This is a genomic window from Streptomyces sp. Tu6071 (genome assembly GCF_000213055.1).
In the GTDB taxonomy this organism is placed as follows: Bacteria; Actinomycetota; Actinomycetes; order Streptomycetales; family Streptomycetaceae; genus Streptomyces; species Streptomyces evansiae.
Genome location: NZ_CM001165.1, coordinates 3,280,659 through 3,296,398, shown reverse-complemented (window position 1 = coordinate 3,296,398; position 15,740 = coordinate 3,280,659). Strand labels below are relative to the sequence as shown.

The 15,740-nt window shown below is 74.4% G+C and carries 11 protein-coding genes and 2 pseudogenes; 4 read left to right on the top strand and 9 right to left on the bottom strand.

Features of this window, described 5'->3' with window-relative positions; genetic code table 11:
• Positions 1–134: 134 nt before the first annotated feature.
• A complete protein-coding gene (locus STTU_RS36055) occupies positions 135–440 on the bottom strand; it encodes a Type 1 glutamine amidotransferase-like domain-containing protein (protein ID WP_324607884.1) in 306 nt (101 codons plus the stop codon).
• Positions 441–1,225: 785 nt separating this feature from the next.
• On the opposite strand from STTU_RS36055, the gene STTU_RS13520 reads away from it, so the two are divergent.
• On the top strand, positions 1,226–1,897 hold the full coding sequence (locus STTU_RS13520; protein WP_007823673.1) for a M23 family metallopeptidase: 672 nt from the start codon (positions 1,226–1,228) through the stop codon (positions 1,895–1,897).
• A gap of 335 nt (positions 1,898–2,232) precedes the next feature.
• Here the strand turns inward: STTU_RS13520 and cseC are convergent.
• The 5 genes and pseudogenes from cseC to STTU_RS13495 form a co-directional block, all read right to left on the bottom strand.
• Positions 2,233–3,544 (bottom strand): annotated as a pseudogene (cseC, locus tag STTU_RS13515) (two-component system sensor histidine kinase CseC).
• A gap of 88 nt (positions 3,545–3,632) precedes the next feature.
• The gene (gene cseB / locus STTU_RS13510; RefSeq protein WP_043255103.1) at positions 3,633–4,352 is read right to left on the bottom strand and encodes a two-component system response regulator CseB; all 720 of its coding nucleotides are present in this window, start codon (positions 4,350–4,352) and stop codon (positions 3,633–3,635) included.
• A gap of 196 nt (positions 4,353–4,548) precedes the next feature.
• On the bottom strand, positions 4,549–5,037 hold the full coding sequence (locus STTU_RS13505; protein ID WP_420713553.1) for a hypothetical protein: 489 nt from the start codon (positions 5,035–5,037) through the stop codon (positions 4,549–4,551).
• Between the two features lie 428 nt (positions 5,038–5,465).
• Positions 5,466–6,065 (bottom strand): SigE family RNA polymerase sigma factor, encoded by a 600-nt coding sequence (locus tag STTU_RS13500; protein ID WP_007823666.1) that lies wholly within the window; start codon positions 6,063–6,065, stop codon positions 5,466–5,468.
• 222 nt (positions 6,066–6,287) lie between these two features.
• Positions 6,288–7,256, bottom strand: coding sequence for an A/G-specific adenine glycosylase (locus STTU_RS13495; protein ID WP_043255097.1), 969 nt, complete (start codon positions 7,254–7,256; stop codon positions 6,288–6,290).
• Positions 7,257–7,546: 290 nt separating this feature from the next.
• Here STTU_RS13495 and STTU_RS33015 point away from each other — a divergent pair, with 290 nt between their 5' ends.
• Positions 7,547–9,655, top strand: coding sequence for a sensor histidine kinase (locus tag STTU_RS33015; protein WP_078518971.1), 2,109 nt, complete (start codon positions 7,547–7,549; stop codon positions 9,653–9,655).
• Positions 9,656–9,669: 14 nt separating this feature from the next.
• Entirely contained in the window at positions 9,670–10,371 is a 702-nt protein-coding gene (locus STTU_RS13480) for a response regulator transcription factor (RefSeq protein ID WP_007823658.1), read from the top strand.
• A gap of 13 nt (positions 10,372–10,384) precedes the next feature.
• Here the strand turns inward: STTU_RS13480 and STTU_RS13475 are convergent, their stop codons facing one another.
• A complete protein-coding gene (locus tag STTU_RS13475) occupies positions 10,385–11,029 on the bottom strand; it encodes a phosphatase PAP2 family protein (RefSeq protein WP_007823655.1) in 645 nt (214 codons plus the stop codon).
• Between the two features lie 517 nt (positions 11,030–11,546).
• Between STTU_RS13475 and STTU_RS13470 the strand changes: the two genes are divergently transcribed.
• On the top strand, positions 11,547–12,437 hold the full coding sequence (locus STTU_RS13470; RefSeq protein WP_234019227.1) for a hypothetical protein: 891 nt from the start codon (positions 11,547–11,549) through the stop codon (positions 12,435–12,437).
• A gap of 342 nt (positions 12,438–12,779) precedes the next feature.
• On the opposite strand, the gene disA is transcribed toward STTU_RS13470, so the two are convergent.
• Both disA and radA read right to left on the bottom strand, forming a co-directional pair.
• Complete coding sequence (gene disA / locus STTU_RS13465; protein WP_007823651.1) at positions 12,780–13,904, bottom strand: DNA integrity scanning diadenylate cyclase DisA; 1,125 nt, start codon at positions 13,902–13,904, stop codon at positions 12,780–12,782.
• 462 nt (positions 13,905–14,366) lie between these two features.
• A pseudogene (gene radA / locus STTU_RS13460) lies at positions 14,367–15,737 on the bottom strand (DNA repair protein RadA); the annotation flags it as partial.
• Positions 15,738–15,740: the final 3 nt, after the last annotated feature.

Sequence of the window (15,740 nt, the reverse complement as noted above, 5' to 3'; positions counted from 1 at the left end):
GTGTGAGGGGATCACGCGAGACAAGGACGGCACGTCCAGACCGTGTCCCGCCAAGCCAGACGTCCTGCATCACGAGGCGGAGCGCTGTGTAGTAACAGCGCGTCCGTCGGGTACGGGCGGCCTCCGTGCGGAGGTCACGGAAGGCGGGATGCCACGGTACGGGGCGGGAAAATGAGCCCCTCCGGCGTTTGAGGAGCGGGGTCTGGGGCGGTGCCCCAGGACTCTGGGCCCGGGCATTGCGTGCGGGCAGAAGAGCCGGGGAGCAGGCCCAGGCCGTCGGCGAGCACGGCGAGTGGCCCGTACGAGTCGGCGAGTGGCCCGTACGAGTCGTTGAGCGAGGCCGCGGCCCAGCAGTTCGCGCCCGCCGAGATCCCCCAGAGCAGAGCCCCGCGCGAGGCCGTGTCCCGTATCAGCCGGCCCTCGCCGCGCGCCCGCCACACGGCGAGGAGATTCGCCGCGCTTCCGCCCGCCCCCGTAGAGGACGTCCTGCGCGAGGACCCGCGCGCAGGGCCGCCGCGTCCCGCTCCCGGGCGAAGAGCAGGAGCACGCGCGGCCCGCAGCGCAGTCGAGGCGCCCGAAGGCCGTACGGAAGGCGTCCGCGACGGCCTCGCCGCTCGCGGTCGGCACGAAACAGACTCTGGCCCCGGGGGCCTGGCGCGAGCCCGAGCCGCCACGGGTCGAGCACCGCGTCCCCCGCGACCGAGAAACCACCACCGAGCACGGCGATCCGGACGGTCGATATGGGCCCTCCTGGCCGCGCAGCGTCATCGGAGCCTCACTGTCGGCCGTCCGCGCGGAGAGGGACAAGGGCTTTTCCAGCGGCGGGGGAGTGGTCGCGGTCACTCCCCCAGGGGGTCGGAAGGGCCCGGAAAAGGGGCTGCGGGTGACGTGAGGCACAGGACCTGCGTCACGTACTAACCGTATTAGGGGATAAATAGGGACAAAGAGTCCCAATTAGTTCAAGCGGTATTCCGCGCGGCGTTCGCCGTTCCGGCGGCTCCTTCCGCTCCGCACCCCTGCTCACCTGCTCTTTCTCTCTGTGGGCGGCGTCACGTAAGCCGCGTCACAGGCCCCGGGGGCGGCGCTCGGGGTGCCGGGAAACGGGTTCAGGGCTACGTAATTTATTAGTAGATGCCCTGTTTTGGATGCTCTGGGGGGCTTGTTACCAATGGGGTTGTCGCCCCGGCAATCCGCCGGAATCCCCCCACTCGGAGGTACTCACCCCATGCCGAAGAGCACCACGTCCTCGAACGCCCGCACCACCGCCCGTCTCCGCAACCGCGCCGCCTTCATGGCCGCCGGTGTCGGCGCCGTCGCAGTGCTCGGGGCGGGGGCCGCGGTCGCCGCCGACACGGGCACGCAGACCACCAAGGTCATCCCGACTGTCAGCGCGGCCGGTGTCACCGCCCAGGCCGACGCGCAGTCGAAGGCCGCCGAGCACGCCGTCAAGACCAAGGCCGCCCACGCCAAGACCGCCAAGTCCTGGATAGACCCGGTCAAGAAGTACGAGCTCTCCGCGAGCTTCGGCAACGACGGCTCCCGCTGGGCGCACAAGCACTCCGGCCAGGACTTCGCCGTCCCCACCGGCACCAACGTGATGGCCGCCCACTCCGGCACCGTCGTCAAGGCCGGCCCGATCGGCGCCGGTGACGGCCCCGCCTACGGCAACGCCATCGTCATCAAGCACGGCTACAAGCTGTACTCGCAGTACGCGCACCTCTCGAAGATCGACGTGAAGGTCGGCCAGACCGTCAAGACCGGCCAGCACCTCGCGGAGTCCGGGAGCACCGGTAACTCCAGTGGCCCCCACCTCCACTTCGAGATCCGCACCACCCCGAACTACGGCTCCGCCGTCAACCCGGTCAACTTCCTCCACAAGATGGGCGTGACGGTCTGACCGGACCCCTGAACAGCGGCACACGGAGCAACACCCCGCAGCGGCTCCACGGAGCGACGCCCCCGGACAACGGGAGCACCGCACCACCGCTCCCCAGGGCCCCGGCCCGGTCGACACGACCTGTCGACCGGGCCGGGGCCCTTCCGCGTGCCCGGGGCCGGGCGGCGTGGGGGCGGGGCGGTTGGCATAGGCGGGTTCGACCCACGCCCTTCCGCGTGTGCGGGTTGGGCCGGGCCCTTCCGCGTGTAGGGATTGGCCGGGCCCTTCCTCATGTACGGGTTCGACCTGAGCCCTCTCACGTAGCGGGGTCGCACCGGCCGGCCCCTCCCCCCGGCTCAGACGGCGTCGGGTGCCCCGCCGCCGTCCGTGGGCGCGTGCTCCGGCAGCCACAGGACCGCCACCGCCCCCTCGGCCGGGCTGTCCGGCGCGGCACCGGGTGGCAGCAGGTTGCGGAACGTGAGCCGCGCCCCGAGCACTCGCGCCTGCCCCGCCGCGATCGTCAACCCCAGACCGTGCCCGCCCCCGGAGCGGTCCGCGCTGCCGGTACGGAAACGACTCGGCCCCTGCGCCAGAAGCTCGGCGGGGAAGCCGGACCCGTGGTCACGCACCCGCACCACCCGGCCCTCCACCGTCACCTCGACCGGCCCCTGCCCGTGCCGGGCGGCATTGGCGAGCAGATTGCCGAGAATGCGCTCCAGGCGCCGCGGATCGGTCACCACCTCCGACTCCCGCAGCACACGCACGGAGATGCCCGCGTCGAACGTGCGGACCCGCCGCTCCACGAACTCCCCGAGCATCAGCTCCTGGAGTTCGGCCCGCTCCGCCGCGCTGTCCAGCCGCGCCACCTCCAGCACGTCCTCGACGAGCGTGCGCAGCAGTTGCGCCCTGTCCTTGACCAGCTCCGTCGGCCGCCCCGGCGGCAGCAGCTCCGCCGCCGTGAGCAGCCCCGTCACCGGGGTCCGCAGCTCGTGCGCGATGTCCGCCGTGACCCGCCGCTCCGCCTCCAGACGCTGCCGCAGGGCATCCGCCATGGCGTCCACGGCCCGCGCCAGGTCGTCCGTCTCGTCCCGTACGATCCCGCCGATCGCCTGCCGCACCTGCACGTCCCGCCGCCCGCGCGCCACCTCGCGCGCCGCTGCCGCCGCCTTGCGCAGCCGTCGCGAGAGCTGCCCGCCGATGAGCACGCCGAGCGCGCTGCCCCCGAGCACCACGGCGATCGAGCCGATCACGAGAGCCTGGTCGAGGTCCTGCATGATCCGCTGTTTCCGCGTCGACCAGCGAGTGTGCAGGGACAGGACGTGCCCGTTGCTGAGCGGGAGCGCCGCCCAGATATCGGGCCGCCCCTCGGGCCCGGACGCGATGTACGTCGCCCGCCGGTTCTTCGCCACCCGCTCCCGCAGCGCTTTCGGCAGCCGGGTCGTCGAGCGTGGCGCCGAACTGGAGCCGCCCTGTCGTCTCGTAGATCCGCTGCGCGAACTGCACCCGCTGGTCCTGCACGTCACGGGCGCTGTCGAGCATCGAGAGCTGCGCCGCGTTGTGCACGACGAGGCTCAGCGCGATCGCCACGAGCGCCCCGACGAGCGCGATCGCCGCGCTCAGCTTCCAGCGCAGGCCCGTGCGGAACACGCTGCGCAGGCGCTCCCGCAACGGCGGTCTGGCCCGTCCCGCAGCGGCCCCCTCCCGCCGCGGCTCCTTGTCCCGGTCCTTCTCCCGGTGCTGCTCCGTCTCCGTCACGCTAGGCCCGCAGTTTGTAGCCGAAGCCGCGGACCGTCTCGATCCGGTCCTGGCCGATCTTGGCGCGCAGCCGCTGCACGTGGACGTCCACGACCCGTGTGTCCCCGCCCCAGCCGTAGTCCCACACCCGTTCCAGGAGCCGGTCCCTGCTGAGCACGGTGCCGGGGGCGGCCGAGAATTCGAGGAGCAGCCGCATCTCGGTGGGGGTGAGCGCGATCCGCTCGCCGCCGCGCCGCACCTCCATGCCCTCGGTGTCCACCTCCAGGTCGCCGAAGCGCAGCGGTCCCGACGCCGCCTCCTCCTCCACCGCCTGCCGGGCGCCGCCGCCCGCGTGCCCGAAGCGGCGCATCACCGCGCGCAGCCGTGCCACCAGCACGGACACGTCGAAAGGCTTCGTCACGTAGTCGTCCGCCCCGGCCTCCAGACCGAGGACGACGTCGATGCTGTCCGCGCGCGCCGACAGCATGATGACCGGCACCGTGGACTCGTCCCGGATGCGCCGGCACAGGCTCACCCCGTCCATGCCGGGCACCATCACGTCCAGGAGCGCGATGTCCGGCGCCCCCGCCCGGAAGGACTCCAGGCCCTGAAGCCCGTCGGGGACGGCCGTCACCCGGAAGCCCACCCGCTCCAGGGCGAGCTGCGTCGCCTCCCGGATGACGTCGTCGTCCTCCACGAAGAGGACGCGCGCCCCCGCCCGCCGTTGTGTCTGCTCTTCCATGTCCGTCAGCTCGTCTTCCCGTCGTTCCCCGCCCGCCCCTGCCCGCACGGCCCCGCACCGCGCGACCCGGTCCCGCATGGCCTCGTCCCGCGCGAACCCGCCCCGAAGGCCGCGCGGGCTCCGCCCCGCATGGCCCGAGTCCTGCTGCCGGTGCCCGTACGCCCCGCACCCCCCGGTCGGCCCGGGGGGCCCGTCGTCACCCGGAGGGACTGGTCGGTACGGCCGGGCCGTCGTCCTCCCCGTCCTCCCCGCCCCCGTTTTCCCCGCCCACCGTCTTGCTGTAGTCATTCCGCATCCGGTACGACTCCCTGAACTCGCCCCCGTGCCAGCCGTACGTGATGACTTCCTCGCTCGACGGGTACGAGACCGGGTCGCCCTTCTGGTACAGCTGCCGGGTCACCACGAGATCACCCCGGTCCATCTCCGCGTAGACCGGGGGGTCCTCGGCCCGGAAGACGCTCACGTACCCCGACTTCTCCTTGCGGTAGACGTAACTCGCGACGCCCACCGCGTCCCCGCAGGTCATGACGTTGACCAGGAGATCGGGTGCGCCGGTCCCCGTGAGGTCGCCCGAGGAGACGTCCACCGGGTAGTCGTGCCCGCCGCACGGCTTGAGGTCCTTCTTGGTCTCCGCGCTCACCGAGGCATCGGCGAGGAGCAGCCGGACCACCTTCTGCTGGCCCATGACCGGCACCGCCGCGCTCTCCGAGGCACTCGGCGCCGGACTCACCTGCGCCGCCGACTCCGACCGGGCAGGCCCCTCGTCCCGCGTACCGGTACCCCCGACCGCGCAGCCGCCGGCCGCGAGCAGCGCGGTGGCCCCCACGCCGAGCCCGCGCCAGCGCGCCGCCGCCGTACGTCCACGAACGGCCCGGCGCCCGCGAACCCGAAGACGGGCTTCACGGTCGTCGGACCGGAGCGCCCCTGGCCGTGCTGGGTCGCCCGGCTCGGCGGCGGACTCCGCCGGGTCGTCCGCTCCCGCGGGGGTCCCCGAGTCCTGCCGCCGTGGTCCGCCCGCCACGGTGGACGCGTCCTGAGCGCCGCCCGCCCGCGTCGTCCCCGTCCCTTCGTCGGCGACGACGCGGGGCCGGGCGCACCTCGACTGCCGGGGCACTAGGCCACGCACCGCTCCAGCTCCTCACGTTCCTGCGCCCGCGCTTCACTCGCCCGGGTCTCCAGCTCTTCCCGGAGCCGGGCCAGAGCACGGTGCAGGGTGCTCTTGACGGTGCCCGGCGACATGCCGAGCGCCGCCGCCGTCTCCTCGGTCGACATCTGCTCCCAGTGTCGCAGTACGACGACGCTGCGCTGCTTGGGAGCGAGAACGGAGAGCACGTCCATGAGCAGCGAGCGGTCGGCGTACTGCTCGGTCGGGTCCGGCACCGAGTCGACGCCGTCCTCGGGGAGCTGGGCGCTGGGCACCTCTTCGAGACGCCGCGCCCGCCACCACTCGGTCCGCGTGTTGATCATGACCCGGCGCAGGTAGGCGTCGGCGAGCCGCTTGTCGGCGATGCCCTGCCAGCGGCGGTACGTGCGCGCGAGCGCGGTCTGGAGCAGGTCCTGCGCGTCCACCGGGTCCGGCACGAGGCGCCGGGCGCTGCGCAGCAGGGCGTCCTGCCGTGCTCGTACGTAGTCCTCGAAACCGAGGATCTCCTCGGGCAGCCCGTCCCCCGCCGCCTCGTCCCGCACCCCGTCGCCGACTGTCGCCTGCGCCATGTCGTCCGCCTCCGTGTCCCCGTGATCCCCGTGTCCCCGTGTGCTCTGGTCGAAGCACGGTGCTGACGCTACGGAGGGGGTGTAACGGAGCCTTCCGAGTAGGCGGTCGATGGATGCACAGCTACCCATCGGTTGTGTAACAGCCCACCGGGAGACGGAAATCGGGCACCCTTATGGGGCCTTTGTCGGATTTCGCGGAGCGAGGAGAGGGGTGACGGGCGATCAGCGGGGCTGGTGAGGCGGGAAGGAGCGGTGTCCCGGCAGCCGGTAGCGGCCGTTCTCCAGCGGCTCGACGAGGCCGTCGGCGACGAGCCCGTCGAGTGCCCTGGCCCGCTGCACCGGGTCGTGCCACACGCGGTCGAGCGTCGCCTGCGGCACCGGCTCCAGGGCTTCGCGCAGCACCGCGAGGAGCTTCCCGCGCACCTGGCGGTCGGTGCCCGCGTACGTCTGCGCGCGGCGCGGCGGACCGGTGTGCTCGGGCTTGCCCGCGAGCCGCCACGCGCAGCGGTCGCTGAGCGGGCACGACTCGCACCGCTCGCCCTTCGCCGTGCACACGAGCGCGCCGAGTTCCATCGACGCCGCCGCCCAGCGCGCCGCCGTGTCCTCGTCCTCGGGCAGCACCGAGCGCGCGAGCCGTCGCTCGGCCGCCGTGGTCGCGTTCGGCGGGAACTGCTCGCCGCTCACCGCCCGCGCGAGCACCCGCCGCACGTTGGTGTCGAGCACCGCGTGCCGCTGCCCGTACGCGAAGGAGGCGACGGCCGCCGCCGTGTACTCGCCGATGCCGGGCAGCGCGAGGAGCTGGGCGTGGTGCTCGGGCACGTCGCCGCCGTGCCGTTCCGTTATGGCGACGGCCGCGCCGTGCAGCCGCAGCGCGCGCCGCGGGTAGCCGAGGCGTCCCCAGGCGCGGACGGCCTCGCCCGAGGGCTCCTTGGCGAGGTCGGCGGGACGCGGCCAGCGCCGCATCCATTCCTCGTAGACGGGCAGGACCCGGGCCACCGGGGTCTGCTGGAGCATGAACTCGCTGACCATCACCCCCCAGGCACCGGCCTCGGGCCGCCGCCACGGCAGATCCCTGGCGTTCGCCTCGTACCAGGCGATCACGGGGCCGTGCAGCGATGCGCCCTCCCGTGCGGGAGGCGCCGAGGGCGAGGGGGAGGGGACGGACGCGGCGGAGTGCGTGGGCAAAGTCATGGCGCTCAGATCCTGCCACGCGCACACCTCCCGGCCACAAGGCGCGCCTCCCGCGCCAGGGTGACGACGGGGAGGGCGGAGCACAAAGGGGGCGCACGCCCGGCGCACGCGCGGCCGGGGCGGGAGAGGGGTGCGGCGGTGCGGGGAGAGGGGGAGTCATGAGGTGAGTGGTCGCCGCGGGCGGGCGAACCGGACCGCGCACGGGCACCGCGGGCTCCCGACCTGCTGTTACGCAGAGTGCCCGTGTGATCACGGAAGGATTGTCAGTGGTGCCCCGTACCGTGAGGGGCATGGCAGTCACCGCGCTCTCGCACGGCGTCCGGGCCCTCGGGCTCTGGGCGGTGCTCGCCGTGCCCGTCGTCCTGGCGCGCCTGCTCGGTCTTGTCGAACACGTGCCCTGGGGGGCCACGGCGGCCGGTCTCGTGGCGCTCGCCCTCGCCGCCGCCTGCGCGCGGCACCTGCCCGCGACGGCCCTCCTGCTCGCGGCGGCCCCCGGGCTCGCTTTCGGTACGGCGCTCTTCACCGCGGACTACGGGTTCGCGCTGCCCGTACTCGCCTACCTCCTCGGGCTGCGCGGCGGCGCCCGGCAGACCACCGCGGCCTGCGCGGCCCTCGCGCTCAGCGGGTCGGCGCGGGTGCTGTGGCGTGCGGAGGACCCGGTCACGGCGTGGCTGCTGCTCCTCGCCGTGCTCCTCTTCCTCGTCGCCTTCCCGTGGCTCGCCGGGAGGTACCGGCTCCAGCGCAGGGCGCTCGCCGAGGCGGGCTGGGCGCGGGCGGCCCGGCTCGAAGAGGAGCAGCGGGGGGTCGCCGAGCGTGCGGCACTGCGCGAGCGGGCCAGGATCGCGGCCGAGATGCACGACGCGCTGGGCCACGAGCTGAGCCTCCTCGCGCTGCGCGCCGGAACGCTCCAGGTCGCGGCCGACCTGCCGGAGCGGCACCGCGAGGCAGCGGCGGGACTGCGCGCCGCGACGGCGGACGCGGTGGACCGGCTGCACGAGATCGTCGGCGTGCTGCGCGCGGAAGAAGCGGAACCCGGCCCGGCGGAGACCGATCCGCCCCCCGAGCCCCCACCGGCCCCCGACCTGCACCACCTTCTCGGCCGCACGGTGGCCTCGGGGCTCGCGGTACGGGTCATGGCCTGGCCCGAGCAGCCCGACGCGCACACGGCGCTGCGCCACCGGGTGGTGCGGGAAGCACTCACCAATGCGGCGCGCTACGCGCCGGGCGCCGAAGTGACGGTCGCGTGCGTGCCGGGGGAGGGAGGGACGCACCTCAGGATCGCGAGCGGAGTGCGGCCGGGGCTGGGGTCCGGGGCGGGGGCGAAGGGTGGCTCGGGGGCGGGGTCGGTGGGCGGGGCGCGCGGGGCCGGTGCGCGCGGGGCGGGTGCGGGGTCGCTGGGTGGATTGGGTGCGGGTGCGGGTGCGGCGAGCGGGCGGGGCGCCGCAGGTTCGGCGAGCTGGCCCCGTCCGGCGTCGGTGAGCGACTTCGGCGTGGGTTCCGCGAGCGGGTTGCTGGGTGCTGCGCCTGCGGGCGGAGCGGATACGGAGGCTGTCGGCGGACCGGATACGGAGGCTGGGGGCGGGTCCGGTCCTGGCCGCCCGACGGTCCGGCCACCGTTGCCGCTCGCGCCGAAGGGGGGCGGCTCGGGGTTGCGCGCGCTGGCGGGGGCGGTCCGCGCGGCGGGCGGGCGCTTCGGGGCGGGGCCACGGGAGGAGGGCGGTCACCTCGTCGAGGTGTGGCTGCCCGCACAGGGGCCGGACCTTCTGCCGACCGGGGCGTGGCGGCGGCTCCGGGGGCGCCGGTTGTCCGGTCGGCCCTTCCAGCCCTTCGCGAGGAGTCCCCTTCCGGCAGGCGGCGCGCCGCCGGTGACAGGTCCGGTGCTCGGGACCGCGCCCGAGGCGGTGGCAGGTCTGCCGCTTTCGGCGCGACGGGCGTTCGACGCAGGCCCGGCGGTGTCCGCGAGGGGCCCGGTGTCCGTGACAGCCCCAGTCGCCGCGACCGGCCCGGTGTTCGGTCCGGGTCGGCTGCGCGTGCTCGTGGTGGCGGGCGTCGTGGCCGGGGCGGTACTGCTCGGTGGCGGGTTCGGCTGGTACGCGTACAGCCGCAGTCACTCCGTGCTCGACGCGCGGGTCTACACCGACGCCCGCCTGGGCACGCCGTACGCGGACCTCGCGCCGAGGCTCCCGGCGCGCACGGTCGGGGACGTCCCCGTCGAGCGGGAGCCCGCGCGACCGGCCCGGGCCGCGTGCCGGTACTACCGGGCGGTGCCGGGGCTCTTCGTGAGCGTCGACCACTACCGGCTGTGCTTCAGGGACGGCCGCCTCGTGGACAAGACCGTCGTGCCGGGAGCGGGCGCGGTGGGGGACGCGCGCAGGGAGCTCGGGGAACTGGGCGGATGAGAGAGGAGTAAGGGGTGGAGGCGGAATCGTCCGGGGACGGCGTACCGGGGGCGCCGGTGCGGGTCCTGCTCGCGGACGACGAACGTCTCGTGCGCGAGGGGGTGGCGGCGATCCTGGCGAGCGCGCCGGGCATCGAGGTCGTGGGGCAGGCGGGTGACGGGCGCGAGGCGCTCGCGGAGGGGGCGCGGCTGCGCCCCGATGTGGCGCTGCTCGATGTGCGGATGCCGGTGCTCGACGGGCTCGGCGCGGCGGAGGAGTTCGCCCGGGTGCTGCCGGGCACGGCGGTCGGGATGCTCACGACGTTCTCGGAGGGGGAGTACGTGGAGCGGGCGCTCGCCGGGGGAGCGGCGGGCTTCCTGCTCAAGTCCGGCGACCCCTACGAACTCATCGCGGGGGTGAGGGCGCTGGCGGCGGGCGGGGCGTTCCTCGCGCCGCGGGTGACCCGGCACGTACTGGACGGGCTCGGCGGGCGGCGCCTGGAGCGGGCTGCCGGGGCGCGGCGGGCGGTGGCCCGGCTCACGCCCCGGGAGCGTGAGGTGCTCGTCCTGCTCGCGGGCGGGCTGTCCAACGCGGGGATCGCGGAGCGGCTCGGCCTGAGCGAGGGGACGGTGAAGGCGTACGTGAGCGTCGTGCTCGACCGGCTCGGCGTCCCCAACCGTGTCCGCGCCGCCGTGCTCGCGCACGAGGCGGGGCTGCCGGTGGGGGAGGAGGGGTGAGGAGCGGCGTCGATCAGCGGACGTAGGGCGCGGCGTGCGCGGCGCGACGCTGGCCGGGTCCGGCGAACCAGGCGAGGAGGCCGATCGAGGAGCCGCGCATGGTCGTCGCGAGTGCGGCGAGCGGGCGGGTGCCGAGCTTGACGACGACGAGCGAGGCGAGCGTGCCGAGGACGAGCCCGGTGGCGACGTCGTGCGGGTAGTGGACGCCGACGAAGACCCGCGAGAACGCCATGAGGAGTGCCATGGGCAGGGTCAGCCAGGCGATCACACGCCAGGCGAGCATGAGGCCCACGGCCGCGCCGGCGGCGATCGTCGCGTGGTTGCTGGGGAAGGACCAGTCGCCGTGCGCGGGGCAGTCGATCAGCGGGCGGGCGCCCTTCACGGCGCGACAGGGGCGCTCCTCGGTGATCGAGGACTTCGCGACCTCGCTGATCACGTAGGCGACGGCGGTCCCGAGCGGGGCGAGGACCGCGACGGCCAGGGCGCTCGGGTCGCCGCGCCGGGCGCGCCACCAGGCGACGACGAAGAGCGCCGCGAAGAGCAGCAGCCCCAGTTCCGTCCAGATCTCGGCGAGCTTCTGGAACCACTCCGGCATGCTGTGCCCGAAGTCGAGGATGTCGAGATAGAGGTCAGAGTCGACGCTGGTCATGCCTTCCATGGTCGGGGACGCTACGGGCTGCTCCTGACCACCACATCCCCCGGCGGGACCGTTCCCGACCCTGCCGATCGGCAGGGGCGCGGGGTGAACCGGGGGAGGACACGGCACGAAGGACGGGTGAACCGGACCCCTCGCGGGGTCGGCCGCGCGACGGCGCCGGGGCGGAAGGGATACGCGCGGACAAGCCGGGCGGGGCGTGGGCCTGCGCGGGAGGCGGCGTACGGGCGCGGGCGCGGATGCGTGGCAATTGCAGGCGTGACGGAAGGGAAAAGAAACGGGTAGAGCACGAATAGGGAACGGAGTGATCACGGCCCCGAGTGGGAGGGGTGGGGTGGCGCCGGGGCGCGGTCGCGGGGTGTGCGGGGCGGACCGGAACGGGCCGTACCGCCGCGAAACCGGCAGCCGGGCGCGGGACTGCCGCTGGTGTGAAGACCAGCCGGAATGATGATCCGGGAAAGTTGACGGTGGGGCGGCGGGTGGCGCCGGGAGTGGCGTGCATCTCTCGTAGAGTTGCGCCGTGGGATCTATGCGCAATCCGGTCGGTCCGCTTCCCTCCAGCATCTACTGGCGACGGAGGGCGATTCTCGGCGCCGTACTGGTGCTCGTCGCCCTGCTCGTCGTGTGGCTGGTGAACGTCACGGGCGGAGGCGGAGGCGGCAAGAAGGACGGCGCGCGGGGTTCCGGCGGCTCCTCGGGACCCGCACCCTCGATCACCCCCGGCCCCAGCGGCTCGGGCCCGGCGATCAGTCAACAGCCGGGCGGTCGGGACGAGTCGGGCGGCTCCGACAAGGACGACGACGGCACGGCCACGCCCGGTGACGGCGCCTCGGGCGGGGCCACGGGCGGCGGCTCCGGCAAGGACGGCTCCGGCGGGGACGGCTCGGAAAACGGGTCGGACGGTACGGGCGGCGCGAACGACGCGGGCGGCGAAGGCGGTTCGGGCACCTCGGGCAAGGGCGCGGCGGCCGGCAGCAGCGACGCGCAGCGCGTCCCCGCCGGGTCGAGTCTCCCCGACTGCACGACGGACGCCGCCGAACTCTCGCTGCGCAGCGCGCACAACACGTACGAGCCCGGCAAGAAGCCGGAGCTCGAACTGTCCGTCAAGAACAGCTCCGCCGCCGCGTGCAAGGTGGATCTCGGCGCGGCGCGCACCGTCGTGACGATCACGCTGACCGGCGAGAACGCCCCGTACTGGTCCTCCAAGGACTGCCCGGCGACCGAGAGCCTGTGGCTGCGGGTACCGGCGAAGGAGACGATCCGGTACGAGATCGAGTGGAACCGCAAGGCGAGCCGCGCCGCGTGCGCGAAGCCGCCGAGCGGCTCGGCGAAGCCGGGCACGTACCTGGTGGAGGCGAAGGCGCCGGGGCTGGAGAAGGCCCGCACGTCCTTCCGCCTCGACAAGGACTGAGGAACCGAAGAGCCGGGCTCAGGGGCCGAGGGGGCGGGCGCCCGGACACCGATCCGGGTGCGGGATTCCAGGCGGCTCCGTCCCTGCCGGGTTCGGGGTTCCCGCCGGGTCCGCGCCCGCCTAGCCCGGGTCCGCGCCCGCCGGGTTCGGGGCCGCACCCCGCCGGGTTCGGGATTCCGCCCACCCCCGGGCCGGGCTCCGCGCCCGCCGGACTCCCCGCCTGGCTCGCCCCCTGCCCCGCAAGGTTCGGGACTCCGACCGGTGCCAGCAGGGTCCGGGACTCGGGCGCACCCTCGCCGGGCTCAGGACTCCGCCCGGCTCCGCCCCCCTGCCCCCCACCCCTCAGACGTACCGCTCCAGAATCGACGACTCCGCCAGCCGCGACAGCCCCTCGCGCACGCTGCGGGCGCGGGCCTCGCCCACTCCGTCGACCGTCTGGAGGTCGTCGACGCTCGCGGCGAGCAGCTTCTGCAGGCCGCCGAAGTGCTCGACGAGACGGTCGATGATCGCCCCCGGCAGGCGCGGGACCTTCGCGAGCAGCCGGTAGCCGCGCGGCGAGACCGCCGAGTCGAGTGCTTCCGGGGAGCCCGTGTACCCGAGCGCGCGGGCCACGACGGGGAGTTCGAGCAGCTCGGTGTGCGTGAGCGCGTTCAGCTCGGTGAGTGCTTCCTCGACGGTGCGGGCCCGGCGCGCGGTCGGCTCGGGGACGTAGTCGCGGGCCACGAGTTCACGCTCCGGTTCGACACCGGCGATCAGCTCGTCGAGCTGGAGCGCGAGGAGCCGCCCGTCGGTGCCCAGTTCGAGCACGTACTCGGCGATCTCCGTGGCGATCCGCCGTACCATCTCCAGGCGCTGTGCGACGGCGCAGACGTCCCGCACCGTGACGAGGTCCTCGATCTCCAGCGCGGAGAGCGTGCCCGCCACCTCGTCCAGGCGCAGCTTGTACCGCTCCAGCGTCGCCAGCGCCTGGTTCGCGCGCGAGAGGATCGCGGCGGAGTCCTCCATGACCCGGCGCTGCCCGTCCACGTACAGCGCGATGAGCCGCATCGACTGGCTCACCGACACGACGGGGAAGCCCACCTGCTTGGAGACCCGGTCGGCGGTGCGGTGCCGGGTGCCGGTCTCCTCGGTCGGGATCGTCGGATCGGGCACGAACTGCACGCCCGCCCGGAGGATCTTGGTGAGGTCCTTGTCGAGCACGATGCCGCCGTCGAGCTTGCACAGCTCCCGCAGCCGGGTCGCGCTGAACTCGACATCGAGGATGAACCCGCCCGTGCACAGGGATTCCACGGTCTTGTCCCAGCCGAGGACGATGAGCCCGCCCGTGTTCCCGCGCAGGACCCGTTCGAGTCCGTCCCGCAGGGCCGTGCCCGGCGCGACCGCGCTCAGTGAGGCGCGCATCAGCGCATCGGCACGGGCAACACCGCCCGACTTGCCGGGAGTCGCTCCCCGGTCGCCTGCTGCCACTGCATTCCTCCGGTCGCTGATCTACGGTGCCCGGCCGCCGCCGCCGCGCCGCCCGGCCTCCCCGGGCCGAGCGACCCGTGGCCCACCGTACGGACGGGCGAGACCGGGGCAAAGTCTACCGGCGCCGCCCCGGCGTGCCGGGGCGACGGCGGACACGTTCGGGCCGGGGCTCGCGCGAGCGGCTCAGAACGGGGCCGCCGAGTCCTCCTCCCAGAGGTCGGGTGCCTCTTCCTCGCGGGGCGCGGGGGCCGCCGGGGCGTCCTTCGCGGACGAGGCGCGGGCGGTCCGGCGGGCGGTGGACGTACGGGCTTCGCCGCGCCCCGCGCTCGTACGGGCCGCCGTGCCCGTCCGGCCCTCGGCGCGGCGTCCCTCGTCCGTACGTCCTTCGGCGCGGCGCCCCGCCTCCGTACGCCCTTCGCCTTCCGTGCCCTGGCCGTCGGCCCTCTTGCCGCGTCCCGCGCTCCGGCCGCGGGGGAGGACGAGGAGGGCGTCGCTGATGTCGGCGACCTCGGTGACGCGCATGCCCGCGGGGATGCGGCCCGGATCGGCGGGGACGAGGGCGTGCGTGAAGCCGAGGCGGTGGGCCTCGGCGAGGCGGCGCTGCACGCCTGTGACGCGCCTCACCTCGCCCGCGAGGCCGACCTCGCCGATCGCGACGAGGTTCTTCGGCAGCGGGGTGTCGCTCGCCGCGCTCGCGAGGGCGAGGGCGATGGCGAGGTCGGCGGCCGGTTCGGAGAGCTTCACGCCGCCGACCGTCGCGCTGTAGATGTCGCGCTTGCCGAGCGCGCTGATGCGCCCGCGCTGTTCGAGGACCGCGAGCATCATCGAGACGCGGGACGTCTCCAGGCCCGAGGTGGTGCGGCGCGGCGAGGGGATCTGCGAGTCGACGGTGAGGGCCTGCACCTCGGCGACGAGGGGGCGGCGGCCCTCCAGCGTGACGGTGAGGCACGTGCCGGGGACGGGCTCGTCACGGCGGGTGAGGAAGAGGCCCGAGGGGTCGGTGACCCCGGTGATGCCCTCGTCGTGCAGCTCGAAGCAGCCGACCTCGTCGGTCGCGCCGAAGCGGTTCTTGACGCCGCGCACGAGGCGCAGGCGCGCGTGCCGGTCGCCCTCGAAGCTGAGGACGACGTCCACGAGGTGTTCGAGGAGGCGGGGCCCGGCGATGGCGCCGTCCTTCGTGACGTGCCCGACGAGCAGGGTCGCCATGCCGCGTTCCTTCGACGCGCGGATGAGCGCGCCCGCGACCTCGCGCACCTGCGCCATGCCGCCGGGCGCGCCGTCGATCTCGGGCGAGGCGACGGTCTGCACGGAGTCGACGACGAGCAGCGAGGGCTTCACCGCGTCGAGGTGACCGAGGACGGCGGAGAGGTCCGTCTCGGCGGCCAGGTACAGCTCGTCGTCGAGCGCGTCGATACGGTCCGCGCGCAGCCTGACCTGCGAGGCGGACTCCTCGCCCGTCACGTACAGCGTGCGGTGCCCGGGGCCCGCGGCCTTCGCGGCGACGTCCAGGAGCAGCGTGGACTTGCCGACCCCCGGCTCCCCCGCGAGGAGGACGACGGCGCCCGGGACGAGGCCGCCGCCGAGCACCCGGTCCAGCTCGGGCACGCCGGTGGAACGGGCGGTGGCCTGCCGCCCGTCGACCTGCGCGATGGGGAGGGCGGAGGTCGTGACGCGGCCCGGCGCCGTGGTGCGCACCGCGGGAGCGCCGTACTCCTCGATCGTCCCCCACGCCTGGCACTCCGGGCAGCGCCCCAGCCACTTGGCCGTCTGCCAGCCGCACTCGGTGCAGCGGTAGGACGGGCGTTCTTTGGCGGACTTGGTGCGGGTGGGCATGCG